Annotated in this window: 10 protein-coding genes; all 10 read left to right on the top strand. The window is 38.1% G+C overall.

Annotated features, from left to right (window positions below; translation table 11 throughout):
• The first annotated feature begins 3 nt into the window (after window positions 1–3).
• A complete protein-coding gene (locus tag FLAVO9AF_RS11180) occupies window positions 4–1,614 on the top strand; it encodes a RagB/SusD family nutrient uptake outer membrane protein (RefSeq protein WP_159688518.1) in 1,611 nt (536 codons plus the stop codon).
• 26 nt (window positions 1,615–1,640) lie between these two features.
• Window positions 1,641–2,699, top strand: coding sequence for a SusE domain-containing protein (locus FLAVO9AF_RS11175; protein WP_159688515.1), 1,059 nt, complete (start codon window positions 1,641–1,643; stop codon window positions 2,697–2,699).
• A gap of 249 nt (window positions 2,700–2,948) precedes the next feature.
• Window positions 2,949–3,980 carry an aldose epimerase family protein gene (locus FLAVO9AF_RS11170; RefSeq protein WP_159688512.1) on the top strand — a complete coding sequence of 344 codons (1,032 nt, stop codon included), beginning with the start codon at window positions 2,949–2,951 and terminating at the stop codon, window positions 3,978–3,980.
• A 104-nt stretch (window positions 3,981–4,084) separates the two neighbouring features.
• Window positions 4,085–5,182, top strand: a complete 1,098-nt coding sequence (locus tag FLAVO9AF_RS11165; RefSeq protein ID WP_159688509.1) for a glycosyl hydrolase 53 family protein — start codon at window positions 4,085–4,087, stop codon at window positions 5,180–5,182.
• A 2-nt stretch (window positions 5,183–5,184) separates the two neighbouring features.
• Complete coding sequence (locus FLAVO9AF_RS11160) at window positions 5,185–6,222, top strand: glycosyl hydrolase 53 family protein (protein ID WP_159688506.1); 1,038 nt, start codon at window positions 5,185–5,187, stop codon at window positions 6,220–6,222.
• A gap of 222 nt (window positions 6,223–6,444) precedes the next feature.
• A complete protein-coding gene (locus FLAVO9AF_RS11155; protein WP_159688503.1) occupies window positions 6,445–8,871 on the top strand; it encodes a DUF4982 domain-containing protein in 2,427 nt (808 codons plus the stop codon).
• A gap of 86 nt (window positions 8,872–8,957) precedes the next feature.
• The gene (gene galK / locus FLAVO9AF_RS11150; RefSeq protein ID WP_159688498.1) at window positions 8,958–10,130 is read left to right on the top strand and encodes a galactokinase; all 1,173 of its coding nucleotides are present in this window, start codon (window positions 8,958–8,960) and stop codon (window positions 10,128–10,130) included.
• A 139-nt stretch (window positions 10,131–10,269) separates the two neighbouring features.
• Window positions 10,270–11,319, top strand: coding sequence for a UDP-glucose--hexose-1-phosphate uridylyltransferase (locus FLAVO9AF_RS11145; protein ID WP_159688493.1), 1,050 nt, complete (start codon window positions 10,270–10,272; stop codon window positions 11,317–11,319).
• Between the two features lies 1 nt (window position 11,320).
• Window positions 11,321–12,334, top strand: a complete 1,014-nt coding sequence (gene galE, locus FLAVO9AF_RS11140; protein ID WP_159688486.1) for a UDP-glucose 4-epimerase GalE — start codon at window positions 11,321–11,323, stop codon at window positions 12,332–12,334.
• 52 nt (window positions 12,335–12,386) lie between these two features.
• Entirely contained in the window at window positions 12,387–14,075 is a 1,689-nt protein-coding gene (locus FLAVO9AF_RS11135) for a sodium/sugar symporter (protein ID WP_159688482.1), read from the top strand.
• Window positions 14,076–14,160: the final 85 nt, after the last annotated feature.

The following is a 14,160-nucleotide window of genomic DNA, read 5'->3' as shown; positions in this document are numbered from 1 at the left end:
ACGATGAAGAAATATATAATTATATCCTTTTTAGCTTTGGCTACTTTGTTTCAATCGTGTACCGATGATTTGAATGTAGTGTCAGAAGATGACGATGTATTGGCTTCGGATGCTGTCTATAAAGATGCAGCTGGATACAAAAATGCCTTGGCAGGTGTATACGGAAATTTATCGCTTACGAGTACTTGGGGCCCAGATGCTTCTTCGCTTGAAGGAGTAGATGCAGGAACAAGTCAGTTTAGTAGATGTTTGTTGTATTTACAAGAGCTTACTACCGATGAGTTAGTGTGGAGTTATGAAAATGACGGTGGAACAGCCGAGTTGCAACGCAATATTTGGACACCAGCCAATCCAATTCTTTTGGGAATGTACTCACGAACTATGGCTTCTGTGGCTTATGCTAATGAATTTTTGCGCCAAAGTACTCCTGAAAAATTGAAATCACGCAACATTACTAATGCCGAAGATTTGGCAGCAATCGAATTGTACCGAAATGAAGTGAAGGTTTTGCGTGCGTATGCCTACTATAATATGATGGATTTGTTTGGGAAAGCAGCTATGTATACAGAAGCTGATCCTATCAACTTCAAAGGACCTGAGTTTACAAGACAACAATTGTTTGATTTTGTGGAAACAGAATTAAAAGCCGCGCTTCCTAACTTGAAAGCCGCAAGAACCAATGAATACGGACGCGTTGATCAAGGAATGGCAAAAATGATTTTAGCTAAAATTTACTTGAACGCAGAAGTGTATACCAAAACTAAGCGTTACGGCGATTGTATTACGATGTGTAATGATCTTATTGCAGCGGGTTATTCTTTGAAAACGAATTATTTGGACAATTTCAAAGCTGATAATCATACTTCGCCTGAAATGATTTTCACCATTCAATCTGATGGTGCCAAAACTCAAAACTGGGGAGCCACTACAGTATTGACCAATGGACAAATTGGTGTATGGGAAAATAATGGAGCTGATTTTGGTATTGGTGGATGGAGTGGAGCCTTGAGAATTAGAAAAGAATTTGCTCAAAAATTTGATGGTACCAAATTCAACCAAGATACTCGTAAAACAATAGGAACTGGCGTAGCTGGAAGTGCTTCTAAACAAAGAACGATTGATATTGCAGATATTGGAGTTAAAACTCAAGGGTACATTTTGTCTAAATTTTCTAACAAAACATCTACGGGACAAAATGGAACAAGTTCAACTTTTGCCGATACTGATTTTCCATTATTCCGTTTGGCCGATGTATACCTGATGTATGCTGAAGCTACTTTGCGCGGAGGAGCTGGAGGAGATATTACCAAAGCATTAGACTATGCGAATGCACTTAGAAGAAGAGCCAATAACAATACCACAGTTGGTAATATTGTCCCTGCTGATTTGACTCTTGATTTTGTTTTAGACGAAAGAGCTCGAGAATTACACTGGGAAGCACACCGCAGACAAGACTTAATCCGTTTTGGGAAATTCTCTGGCGGTTCTTACAATTGGGCTTGGAAAGGCAATGCTTCTACTGGAGTTTCTATTCCGGCTTTTATGGATTTGTTTCCAATTCCTGCGGGTTCTTTGGGATCAAATAGCAACCTAACTCAAAACCTTGGATACTAAAAAAATAACCACTTTACACTAAAGAAATGAAAAATACATATAAACTATTAGTTGCTTTTGTAGCTATTTTAGGATTTTGGTCCTGTGATAACGAAACTGATTTGATGATTCTTGAACCACAAGAAGCTGATTTTGCTATTATTACTCCAGATGCGGGTTCGAAAGTAATTTTGAACAAAGCCACACCAGATAATACGGCACTTACTTTAACTTGGGAAAAAGTATCTTATGGCACGCCAACTATCGTAACCTATACGGTGGAGTTTGCCAAAAGCGGAACTGATTTTGCTGCACCAGTCGAAATCAATGCAACATCAAATTCTTTTGCTACTATTAAAGTGTCGGAGCTAAACACCAAAGCGTTGGATTTTGGATTAATTCCAGAGGTAGAGGGAACTATTGATATTCGTATCAAATCTACTGTAGGTACTACTGGCTCTCAACCTAAATATTCTAATGCAATAAGTATTGTAGTAACACCTTACAGAGGCGTTTTTCCTAAAGTGGATTTGTATCAAGTAGGTCCTGCGACAATCGCGGGTTGGGATGTGAATAAAGGGAATATGCCTATTTTTAGAGACACAAAAGACAACGCTAAGTTTTACTACACAGGATACTTCAATGCTGGCGGATTCAAATTAATTGAGCAATTAGGTTTCTGGGCTCCTATGTATGGTGTTGATGGAGGCAAAGTAAAATACAGAGCGAATGATAGCGCACCAGACCCAGCCGTTTTTCCTACAGATAAAGCAGGATACTATTATTTTGAATTGAATTTGGAATCATTAACCTATACTTTGACGCCTTACACTGGGCCTATGACTACCTATGCAACGGTTGGATTAGTTGGAGATGCTTTGCCTAGCGGATGGGATGTGAGTGTGCCAATGGTACAATCTACTTTTGATGCCCATATGTGGAAGATTACTCAAACGCTTACTGATGGTAAGATGAAATTCAGAGCCAATAACAGTTGGGATGTGAATTGGGGAGATAATGGAGGTGATATTATCGTAACAGCAGGTAAATACGATATTTGGTTCAATGATTTAGATGGGCGTTACACGTTCATTGTAGCACAGTAATAAATTTTGGTTTTTTATACTTTTCAATCCTCGGTAGTTTTTGCTATCGGGGGTTGTTTTTTTACAGCCGTTTTAATTTTTTAAGTTGCTTAATAGAGCAATTTTAGTAGGTTGATTTTTATTATTCTAACTGTTTTTCGGAAGTTTAAAAAACTGGTAGGTACTGGTATGTTTTAGTTGTTTTTTTGTATACATTTGAATTTCACATTTGATAAAAAATAAGCCCAAATAAAATAAATTTCTCAAATTATGACACTCTCCATCAACAAATCATATGGTATTTTGCCTAACGGTGAGGAAGTCCAAGCGGTTCTATTAACCAATAAAAACGGCATGCAAGTCCATGTGATAAGTTATGGGGCTACAGTAACATCTGTAAAAATACCTTTGGCAAATCACAAAAAAGTAGATGTAGTTTTGGGATTCGAAACCTTAGAGGATTATATCCAGTCCTTTGAGTTGCCAAGTCCTCCTTATTTTGGAGCAATAATTGGTCGATATGCCGGAAGAATTAAGGGTAGTAGCTTTGACTTAAACGGCAAAGCCATTAAGTTAAATCCCAATCATGGTGAGCATTTGCTGCATGGTGGAGCCTCTGGTTTTCATCAAAAGAACTGGAAAATTGAGAACACAAAGAAGGGTATCAACTCAGCAGTTACCTTGTCGTATACGAGTCCTTCTGGGGAAGAAAATTTCCCTGGTGAGTTGGCCGTAACAGTTACTTATAGTTTGACAGAGTCGAATGAATTGTTAGTGGAGTACAACGCAACTACCACAGAGGATACTGTATTGAATTTGACGCATCATAGTTATTTTAATCTGGATGGTCATCAACATGAGGTAACACAACAAGAATTATTCGTCAATGCCGGAAGAGTAATAGAGAAAAATCATCAAAATATACCAACTGGTAGGGTTTTGGATGTAGCCGAAAGTGCCTTCGATTTTTTGGAAGCTAAAAACTGTCCAACATCTATTGATGACACTTTCGTTTTAGGAAGTCAAGAAGAAATGGCGGCTTCGCTTTACAGTTCCAAAAACAACTTGCAATTATCGGTTTATACCAATCAACCTGGGGTGCATGTGTATGTGGGAGGTAATTGTTTTGATACCATTCCTGGGAAAGAAGGTGCGAACTACCATCCGTTAAGTGGTATTTGTTTTGAAACACAAAATTTTCCAGATGCACCCAATCACAATCATTTTCCTTCGGCTGTCTTAAAAAAAGGAGAAAATTATTATCATAAAACCATCTATAAATTCCAATCCAAATCAATTTAATTATCTAATTATGAAATCGCCATTAAAAACAGGTTTGTTGCAAACAAACACCTATAAATAAAGGCGATAACATATTTGACCTATAAAAAATAAATTTTAAAAATATGAAAAAAACCTTCTTAACCATAGTTATTCTTCTAAGTATTTTGTTGCAAACGGCATGCTCTAGCGATAGCGAAAAAAGCGATGGCGGAACCGTTACGCCACCTGTAGTAACAAGTGATTTTATCAAAGCGGCTGATATTTCTTTTTTACCAGAAATAGAAGCGGCAGGTGTCGTTTTTACCAACAACGGAAAAACCGAAGACATGTTGACTACATTAAAAACTGCTGGTTGTAATACCATCCGAATTCGTTTGTGGAAAGACCCTGCCAATGGACATTCTGGGTTGACTGAAGTAAAAACTCTAGCACAGCGAGTAAAAAAAGCAGGTTTAAAAGTTTGGTTAACGGTTCACTATTCTGACGATTGGGCAGATCCTGCGGTTCAAACCACTCCAGCTGCTTGGAAAAACTTATCGTTTACTGATTTAAAAGCTGCGGTAGCTTCATACACCACAACTATTTTGACCGAAATTAATCCAGATATTATTCAAATCGGGAACGAAATCAATACCGGATTGCTTTGGCCTCAAGGACATTTAATCAATCAAGAAGCACAATGTATAGATTTGTTAAAAACAATGAGTACTACCATTCGAAGCAAAGCGCCAAGTACCAAAATTATGATTCACTATGCAGGCGTTTCGGCTACAGATACTAATTGGTTTTTTACTAAAGTAAAAAGTGTTGATTATGATTATATCGGTTTGTCGTATTATCCTATTTGGCACGGGAAAGATTTGACTACGGTAAAAACCACTATCGATGCCTTAGGAAAAAACTTTTCTAAAAAAGTGGTGATAGCAGAAACTGCTTATCCATTTACTTTAGGATTCAATGATTGGACGAATAATATTGTGGGCTTAGATTCACAATTGGTTTCCGGTTATCCAGCCACTGCAGAAGGCCAAAAAAACTTTGTTTTGACGATTAAAGATTTAGTAAAATCATCTACTTACGGACAAGGTTTTGCGTATTGGGGAGGCGAATGGGTTTCTTTCAAAGGCAACCAAGCTACCAATGGATCTACCTTCGAAAACCAAGCATTCTATGATTTTTCAAATAAAGCATTGCCCGTTTTGCAAGCATTTACCAATTAGTTATGAATACTACAGTTAGCGTTTTTCAAAGAATAGTGTTACTGCTTCTTTTTATAAGTAGTACCACTGTCGCTTTGGCACAAAAGAAAAATAAATTGGCTTTCGCCAAAGGAGCCGACGTGAGTTGGTTGCCTCAAATGGAAGCCACTGGCTATCGTTTTTATGATACCGACGGAAAGGAAAAAGATTGTTTGCAATTGCTAAAAGAACGCGGAATGAATACCATTCGTTTGCGAGTATTTGTCAATCCAAGCCAAGACAAAGCAAGCGGTCATTGCAGTAAGGAAGAAACAGTAGCTATGGCTTTGCGTGCTCAAAAAGCCAAAATGCGCATTATGATCGATTTTCATTATAGCGATACTTGGGCCGATCCCGCCAAACAAGCCAAACCTGCTGCTTGGGCCAATTTATCATTCGATGCGTTACAGAAAAAAGTTTATGAACATACATTTGATGTGTTGACCGCTTTAAAAAAAGCAGGCGTTACTCCGGAATGGGTTCAGGTGGGGAATGAAATTCCAGGCGGAATGCTTTGGCCTGATGGGAGCACCAACAATTGGGCGCAACTGGCTCAATTGTTGAATAAAGGATACGAAGCGACCAAAGCTGTGAATGCCAAAATCAAAGTAATTGTGCACGTAGACGAAGGAAACAACAACGAAAAATTCCGTTGGTTTTTTGATAAAGCTACCGAGCATCAAGTAAAGTATGATGTTATTGGTCTGTCTTACTATCCGTTTTGGATTAAGAAAGACTATTCAGAAACCATAGCCGATTTACAAAACAACCTAAACGATATGGCTTCACGTTATCAGAAAGAAGTAATGGTGGTCGAAGTTGGCGGTGTTGATGAACAAGTACAAAACACCAAAGAACTTCTAGCTGCAACAATCAAAGCCGTAAAAGCTGTTCCTAATCATAAAGGCTTGGGCGTTTTGTATTGGGAGCCGCAAGGAGCCAAATCTTGGAGTGGTTATGCTTTAAGTGCTTGGCAACCAGATGGAAAACCTTCGCCAGCATTGGATGCTTTTAAAGAATAATGAATTGGACTAAAAATGTTACAACATATAAGTCATATAAGTTTTTGATTTTATTATAAGTGAAAATATCAGTTCGTTTAAGTAACTACTGTTAGCCTTAATGAGAATGGTTTTAACTTATATTCCCTTTTGAACAGTATTGGGCAAGCTAAATAACTTTCGCTTAAATGACTTAAATGTTTATGAATTGATTAGATAGTAAATAATTATACAGGTTTATAAATGAAAAAAATACCCTCTTTTTTGTTGGTTTTTATAGCCTTCACCACCATAGCTTTTTCTCAAGCCCGAGTGGTAAAGGTATTGGATACCCATTGGAAATTTCAAAAAGGAAATGTTGAAGACGCTTTCAAAACGAACTTCAACGACTCGAAATGGGAATCGGTTACTGTTCCGCACGATTGGGCAATTTATGGTCCTTTTGATAAAAAAGTAGACATACAAAATGTTGCCATCGTTCAAAATGGAGAAAATGTAGCTACCGAAAAAACGGGAAGAACAGGAGCTTTACCACATATTGGCACTGCTTGGTATCGCAATACTTTTACTTTGCCTAAAGATGCCAAAGGAAAAAAAATCCTACTACTTTTTGAAGGTGCTATGAGTGAACCTCAAGTGTATTTGAATGGAAAAAAAGTAGGAGAATGGGCGTATGGCTATAGTTATTTTTATTTTGATGTTTCTCAATTCATTCAAGAAGGCGCTAATACTGTAGCCGTAAAATTAACGAATAAAGAATTTGCTTCCCGTTGGTATCCTGGAGCGGGTTTGTACCGAAAAGTTAGTGTTATCATTAAGAACAAGGAAAGCATTGACCAATGGGGGCAATTTATAACGACACCTTTTATTAGTGAAGCCGTGGCCAAAGTGAATATTAAGACCAAAGCCTCTGGTGAAAATACACGTTTGGTGACCACTATTTTTGATGCAGAAGGTCAAAAAGTAAGTGTAGAGGAGTCTTCTTTGCGCTTCGGAAAAGAGTTTGACCAAAATTTAAAAGTAGAGAATCCAAAATTGTGGAGTCCAGAAACACCTTATTTGTACAAAGCAGTTTCTCAATTGTATGTTGGCAATGCACTAAAAGATGAGGTGGCCACCCGATTTGGAATCCGAGAAATTAAATATGAAGCCAATAAAGGATTTAGTCTTAATGGTAAGGTGACCAAATTCAAAGGGGTTTGTTTGCATCACGATTTGGGACCTCTTGGTGCTGCCGTTAACAAAGCGGCTTTGCGTAGACAGTTGACCATTTTAAAAGATATGGGATGCAATGCCATTCGCAGTTCGCACAATATGCCTTCTTTCGAACAATTGGAGTTGGCAGACGAAATGGGCTTTTTGTTTTTGGCAGAGAGTTTCGATGAATGGGTTTTACCAAAAGTAGAAAACGGTTACCATCGCTTTTTTGACGAGTATGCTGAAAAAGACATTGTGAATTTGGTGCAAGCCACACGAAATCATCCTTCTATTGTGATGTGGAGTTCAGGAAATGAAGTTCCAGATCAGTGGGGAGAAGCAGGGGTAAAACGAGCCAAATGGTTGCAGGAGATTTTTCATAGAGAAGATCCAACACGTCCTGTAACCGTAGGAATGGATCAAGTGAAAGCGACTATGGAATCTGGTTTTGGAGCTTTGTTGGATATTCCAGGATTGAATTATCGCGTGCATTTGTATGATGAGGCATTCAAAAAATTCCCGCAAGGATTCATTTTGGGTTCCGAAACGGCATCAACCGTGAGCTCTAGAGGGATTTATAAATTTCCTGTCGTGCAAGAAAAAATGAAGCAATATCCAGATTTACAATCTTCATCCTATGATTTAGAAGCCTGTAGTTGGTCCAATGTTCCCGATGAAGATTTTGTACTTCAGGATGATAAACCTTGGGTAATTGGTGAATTCGTTTGGACAGGTTTTGATTATTTGGGCGAACCGACACCTTATGACGAAAGCTGGCCGTCTCGTAGTTCTTATTTCGGAATTAACGATTTAGCAGGCTTACCGAAAGACCGTTATTATTTGTACCGAAGCCGTTGGAACACCAAGGCAACTACGCTACACATTTTACCTCATTGGAACTGGGAAGGTCGCGAAGGCCAAACAACTCCCGTTTTTGTGTACACCAGTTATAACAGTGCTGAACTTTTTATCAATGGTAAAAGTATGGGCGTACAAACTAAAAACAAAAATACTCCGCAAAACCGTTACCGCTTGATGTGGATGGATGTAAAATATGAACCAGGAACGGTAAAAGTCGTAGCTTATGATGACAATGGCAAAGTGGCTGAAGAGAAGGAAGTCCGAACCGCTGGTCAACCGTACCAAATTGTTTTGGATGCAGATCGAAAAACCATCACAGCCGATGGCGAGGATATTTCGTTTGTGACGGTTTCTGTAGTGGATAAAAATGGAGTTCCTTGTCCAACAGCAACGAACCAGTTGAAATTTAAAGTGTCTGGAGCGGGTACATATCGCGCCGCTTGTAATGGAGATGCGACTTCACTCGAAATGTTCCATAAAGACACGATGAAGTTGTTTAGCGGAAAATTGGTAGTACTTGTGAAATCGAAAACTACCGCAGGCGATATCAAATTGGAAGTAACCGGTGATGGGCTGAAGAGTGGTAAACTGAACCTGGTAACTGAGAAATAAAAACACAAAGAGTAAATATAAATTAAACCGAACAAACTCCCCTTTCCTTTAGAGAGGGGCTGGGAGTGAGGATAATATTCAAAATAATGAATGATTCATTACTACAAAAAACGACGGCTTTTTTTCAGGATGCATTTGGTAATGCACCCGAAAAAATAGTACTTTCTCCAGGAAGAATTAACATCATTGGGGAACATGTAGATTATAACGATGGCTATGTATTGCCTGCTGCTATAGATAAGATTATTTGCTTTGCTTTCGAAAAAAGTAATACGACTACTTCTCGAATCGTGGCTATCGATTTGAATCAAGAATTCGAAATCGATTTGTCGAAAGAGATTCAACTCAGCTCAACCGTTTGGCATAATTACATTTTAGGAGTTTTGAAACAGCTTCAAGACAATGGTTTTGATTTTAGTGGAGTTAATTGCGTATTTAGCAGCAACATTCCAGTAGGTTCTGGATTGTCGTCTTCGGCTGCTTTAGAATGTGGTTTTCTTTTCGGAATGCAATCACTTTTCAATCTAGACATTAGCCAACAAAATCGCGCTTTGATGAGCCAAAAGGCAGAACATTGGGTGGGAATCAATTGTGGTATTATGGACCAATTTGCTAGTGTGCACGGACTAGAAAATAAGGTCATTAAATTGGATTGCAATACCTTGGAATTTGAGTACCACAATGCTGATTTTAAAGACTATGCTTTGGTGTTGTTTGATAGCAATGTGAAGCATTCCTTGTTTACGTCGGCATACAACAAAAGAAGAGAAGAATGCGAGGAAGGTTTGGCGATTATAAAAGCTAATTTTCCTGAAATCAATAGTTTCAGAAATTGTACCGAAGCGCAATTGTTGACTTTGAAAGACAAAATGGATGCTGTTGTTTTTACACGTGTGCATTATGTCGTAAAAGAAATTGCTCGCGTGTCTAAAGCCTGCGAAGCTTTGGATGCTGGAAATATTGAACTTTTGGGACAATTACTTTTTGAAACACACGATGGCTTGTCTAGAGAATACGAAGTAAGCTGTCCTGAGTTGGATTATTTGGTCGAATTGGCCTTAGCCGATGATGCCGTAATAGGTTCCCGATTGATGGGCGGTGGTTTTGGCGGTTGCACCATTACTTTGATTAAAAAAGGAAAAGAAGAAGCGGTTAAACAAAAATTCGCTCAATTGTACCAAGAAAAATGGAACATTGAGTTGAAAATCTACGATGTTAAAATCGGAAACGGTACATCATTGTATGAACCTGTAGGGTAAATGGTAGCCACGAATGCACGAATAATTTAAAAACTTTTATGACCTTTTAAATCCAAAAATAAAAGCGTCATAAGCTTAAATGACTTATCTGTTTAATACACATTGCGACCCTTGCGGTAACAAACATAAAATGAATAGCATGAAAAATTTTGATATCAACGAAGACCCACATAGACGTTTTAATCCCTTAATCAACGAATGGGTTTTGGTTTCTCCTCACCGTTCCAAAAGACCTTGGCAAGGTCAAAAAGAAAGCATCTCAGGTACCCAATTGCCAGAGTACGACCCTGAATGTTACTTATGTCCAGGGAATGTACGTGCCAATGGTGAAGTGAATCCTGCTTATGATTCTTGTTATGTTTTCGAGAATGATTTTGCTGCGCTAAAACAAGAACCTATTGCTTTTGAAGAAAACAATACGCCTACTTTTTTTAAGGCAAAACCAGAACGAGGCATTTCTAGAGTGGTTTGTTTTTCACCAAGACACGATTTGACCTTACCTCAAATGGAGGTCGAGAATATAGAAAATATTGTAGCGACTTGGCAAAAAGAATACACCACTTTGGGCGCTATAGATTACATTAACCACGTTCAAATTTTTGAAAACAAAGGCAGTGTGATGGGCTGTAGTAATCCGCATCCGCACGGTCAAATTTGGGCACAATCGTCTTTACCTACGCAGGTCGAAAAAACGCATAATAGCTTGAAACAGTATTACGAACGACAAGGCCGAACCTTATTGCAAGATTATGTTCAAGAAGAATTGAAAGTGCAAGAGCGCATCGTTATCGAGAATGAGCATTTTGTAGCTTTGGTGCCTTTTTGGGCAATTTGGCCTTATGAAACCATGATTGTAAGCAAACGAAACGTGTCTAAAATCACAGACTTTAGTGCAGCGGAGGTTACAGATTTTGCTATTATTTTAAAACAATTAACCACCAAATACGATAACCTTTTTGAAACCTCATTTCCTTATTCTTCGGGGATTCATCAGGCACCTACAGATGGTCAAGAACATCCAGAATGGCATTTTCATATGCATTTTTATCCGCCTTTGTTGCGCTCAGCTTCGGTAAAGAAATTTATGGTAGGTTACGAAATGATGGGGGAGTCACAGCGTGATATTACTCCAGAGAAAAGTGCTGAGGTCTTGAGAGGATTATCAGTAGTTCATTATAAAAACAAATAAGATGCAAATAGTTGTCACAGGAGGTTTAGGATTTATAGGTTCGCATACGGTGGTTGAACTACAAAATGAAGGCTATGAGGTAATCGTGATTGATAATTTATCGAATTCGTCTATTGATGTTTTGGGTGGAATTGAAAGAATCACTGGAAAACAGCCTATTTTTGAACAGATTGATTTAAGAGAAAAAGCAGCCGTGCAAGCTTTTTTTGCCAAATATACTGAGGTTACAGGAGTGATTCATTTCGCTGCCTCCAAGGCGGTGGGCGAGAGTGTTCAAAATCCTTTATTGTATTACGAGAACAACATTGCTTCTTTGGTTTATCTTTTGCAAGAATTGCAAAAAAAGCCAGAAGCTCATTTTATTTTTAGTTCTTCTTGCACGGTTTATGGTCAAGCCGAAGTGATGCCTATTGCAGAAACTACGCCGATTCAAGCTGCGATGTCTCCTTATGGGAATACCAAACAAATAGGGGAAGAAATCATTTCCGATGTAACCAAAGTAAGTGGGCTCAATGCTATTTTGCTGCGTTATTTTAACCCAATTGGAGCGCATCCTTCTGCTGAAATTGGGGAATTACCTATTGGTGTTCCTCAAAATTTAGTCCCTTTTATTACACAAACCGGAATGGGCTTGCGCAAAGAGTTATCCGTCTATGGCAATGATTATCCTACGGTTGATGGGACTTGTGTGCGAGATTACATCCACGTTGTAGATTTGGCCAAGGCGCATGTAGTGGCTTTGCAACGTTTGTTGGATAAGAAAAATGAAACGGCATTAGAGGTCTTCAATTTAGGAACAGGCAAAGGAAGTTCTGTACTCGAAGTGATTACAGCTTTTGAAAAAGTGAGCGAACAAAAGCTACCGTATACCATCGTACCACGACGAGAAGGCGATGTCACCGAAGCCTATGCCAATACCGAAAAAGCCAATAAAATACTAGGATGGAAAACAGCAGCAACCCTAGAAGAAGCCATCGAAAGCGCTTGGAAATGGGAACAAAAGATTAGAAAATAAGTCCAACGGAATACCACAATAAAAAAAGTAATAACCAAATAATTATGAACCAATGAACACATTACAAATTTATGACTACCTCGTTTTTTTAATTTATTTTTTGATTGTTGCTGGCTACGGTTACTATGTTTATAGACGTAAGCAGGTTCAGTCAGTATCAGCATCACACGATTATTTTTTAGCAGAAGGCTCTCTTACATGGTGGGCAATAGGTACTTCTTTAATTGCTTCTAATATTTCTTCGGAACAATTTATTGCTATGTCTGGTAATGGATTCAAAATGGGTTTGGCTATCGCTACCTATGAATGGATGGCTGCTTTGACCTTGATTATTGTTGCAGTTTTCTTTATTCCTGTGTATCTCAAGAATAAAATTTATACGATGCCTCAATTTTTGAGTCAACGTTATAATGGTAATGTGGCCATGATTATGGCTGTTTTTTGGTTGTTGTTGTATGTAATTGTGAATTTAACTTCCATTTTATATCTAGGAGCTTTGGCTATTAATGGAATCTCAGGTATTCAATTGGATTTGTGTATGTATGGTTTGGCTTTTTTCGCAATCGTTATTGCTTTAGGAGGAATGAAAGTTATTGGGTACACCGATGTAATTCAAGTAGTTTTTTTGATTTTTGGAGGATTAGTAACTACTTATTTAGCTTTGAATAAAGTTGCAGAACTCAATGGACAAACTGGTATGGTCGAAGGTTTCAATTATATGTTCGATCAATCTGGAGATCATTTTCATATGATTTTGGACCGTAGTAATGCAAATTATCCAAGTTTGCCAGGTCTAACTGTCCTTTTGGGAGGAATGTGGATTGTAAATTTGAATTATTGGGGTTGTAATCAATATATCACCCAACGTGCTTTGGGGGCAGATTTGAAAACGGCTCGAAGCGGAATTTTATTTGCAGGTTTCTTGAAATTATTAATGCCTATTATTGTAGTACTTCCTGGTATAGCAGCTTATGTTATTCACATGAAAGGCGGATTACAAACGGAGATGTTAGATGCTGACGGTATTTTGAATCCAGACAAATCATATCCTGTATTGTTGAATTTATTGCCTGTAGGTCTTAAGGGATTGTCTTTTGCGGCTTTGACTGCTGCTGTGGTAGCATCATTAGCAGGAAAAGTAAATAGTATTTCTACCATTTTTACCTTAGATATTTTTAAGAAAAAAATAAACACGGAGGCTTCTGAAAAGCAATTGGTTCGTGTTGGGAAAATCACGGTTGTAGTAGCGATGCTTGTAGCCGCATTAATTGCTCCCTTTTTAGGTATTGATAAAAAAGGAGGTTTCGAGTTCATTCAAGAATACACTGGTTTTGTGAGTCCGGGTATTTTTGCCATGTTTATCTTAGGTTTCTTTTGGAAAAAAACAAGTTCTAATGCAGCTTTATTTGCCACAATTGGTGGCTTTGTATTGTCAGTGATTTTTAAGTTTTTACCTCAATTGATGAATTTGGAATTTCTATCCCAATACGGATTTGCAACTTTAGTGGAACAAAAAGACAAAACTATGGCATTTGAAATTCCTTTTCTAGATAGAATGGGATTTGTATTTGTAATATGCGTTTTGCTGATGGTAGTAATTAGTTTGTGGGATGAAAAACGAGGTGTCGTGGCTAAAGGTTTAGAAGTTGATACCAAAATGTTTAAAGTCTCCAATAGTTTTGCAGTTGGTACGCTTATAATTGTTGGTTTATTAGTGGCGCTGTATTCTATTTTCTGGTAGAGGTAAACATTAGTTAGTTTAAAAAAGGTGAAGCCATATGTACGGTTTCACCTTTTTTATTTGGTAACAGCATTACATTGTAATT

This window comes from Flavobacterium sp. 9R (assembly GCF_902506345.1).
GTDB lineage: Bacteria > Bacteroidota > Bacteroidia > Flavobacteriales > Flavobacteriaceae > Flavobacterium.
The sequence above is the reverse complement of the archived record's forward strand: the minus strand, read 5'-3'. Positions and strand labels throughout refer to the sequence as shown.

Bases quoted from the DNA above. Each gene is read 5' to 3' on its own strand.
- FLAVO9AF_RS11155 (WP_159688503.1), top strand. From the start codon at position 6,445: ATGAAAAAAATACCCTCTTTTTTGTTGGTTTTTATAGCCTTCACCACC.
- FLAVO9AF_RS11165 (WP_159688509.1), top strand. From the start codon at position 4,085: ATGAAAAAAACCTTCTTAACCATAGTTATTCTTCTAAGTATTTTGTTG.
- galK (WP_159688498.1), top strand. From the start codon at position 8,958: ATGAATGATTCATTACTACAAAAAACGACGGCTTTTTTTCAGGATGCA.
- FLAVO9AF_RS11175 (WP_159688515.1), top strand. From the start codon at position 1,641: ATGAAAAATACATATAAACTATTAGTTGCTTTTGTAGCTATTTTAGGA.
- galE (WP_159688486.1), top strand. From the start codon at position 11,321: ATGCAAATAGTTGTCACAGGAGGTTTAGGATTTATAGGTTCGCATACG.
- FLAVO9AF_RS11160 (WP_159688506.1), top strand. From the start codon at position 5,185: ATGAATACTACAGTTAGCGTTTTTCAAAGAATAGTGTTACTGCTTCTT.
- FLAVO9AF_RS11180 (WP_159688518.1), top strand. From the start codon at position 4: ATGAAGAAATATATAATTATATCCTTTTTAGCTTTGGCTACTTTGTTT.
- FLAVO9AF_RS11135 (WP_159688482.1), top strand. From the start codon at position 12,387: ATGAACACATTACAAATTTATGACTACCTCGTTTTTTTAATTTATTTT.
- FLAVO9AF_RS11170 (WP_159688512.1), top strand. From the start codon at position 2,949: ATGACACTCTCCATCAACAAATCATATGGTATTTTGCCTAACGGTGAG.
- FLAVO9AF_RS11145 (WP_159688493.1), top strand. From the start codon at position 10,270: ATGAAAAATTTTGATATCAACGAAGACCCACATAGACGTTTTAATCCC.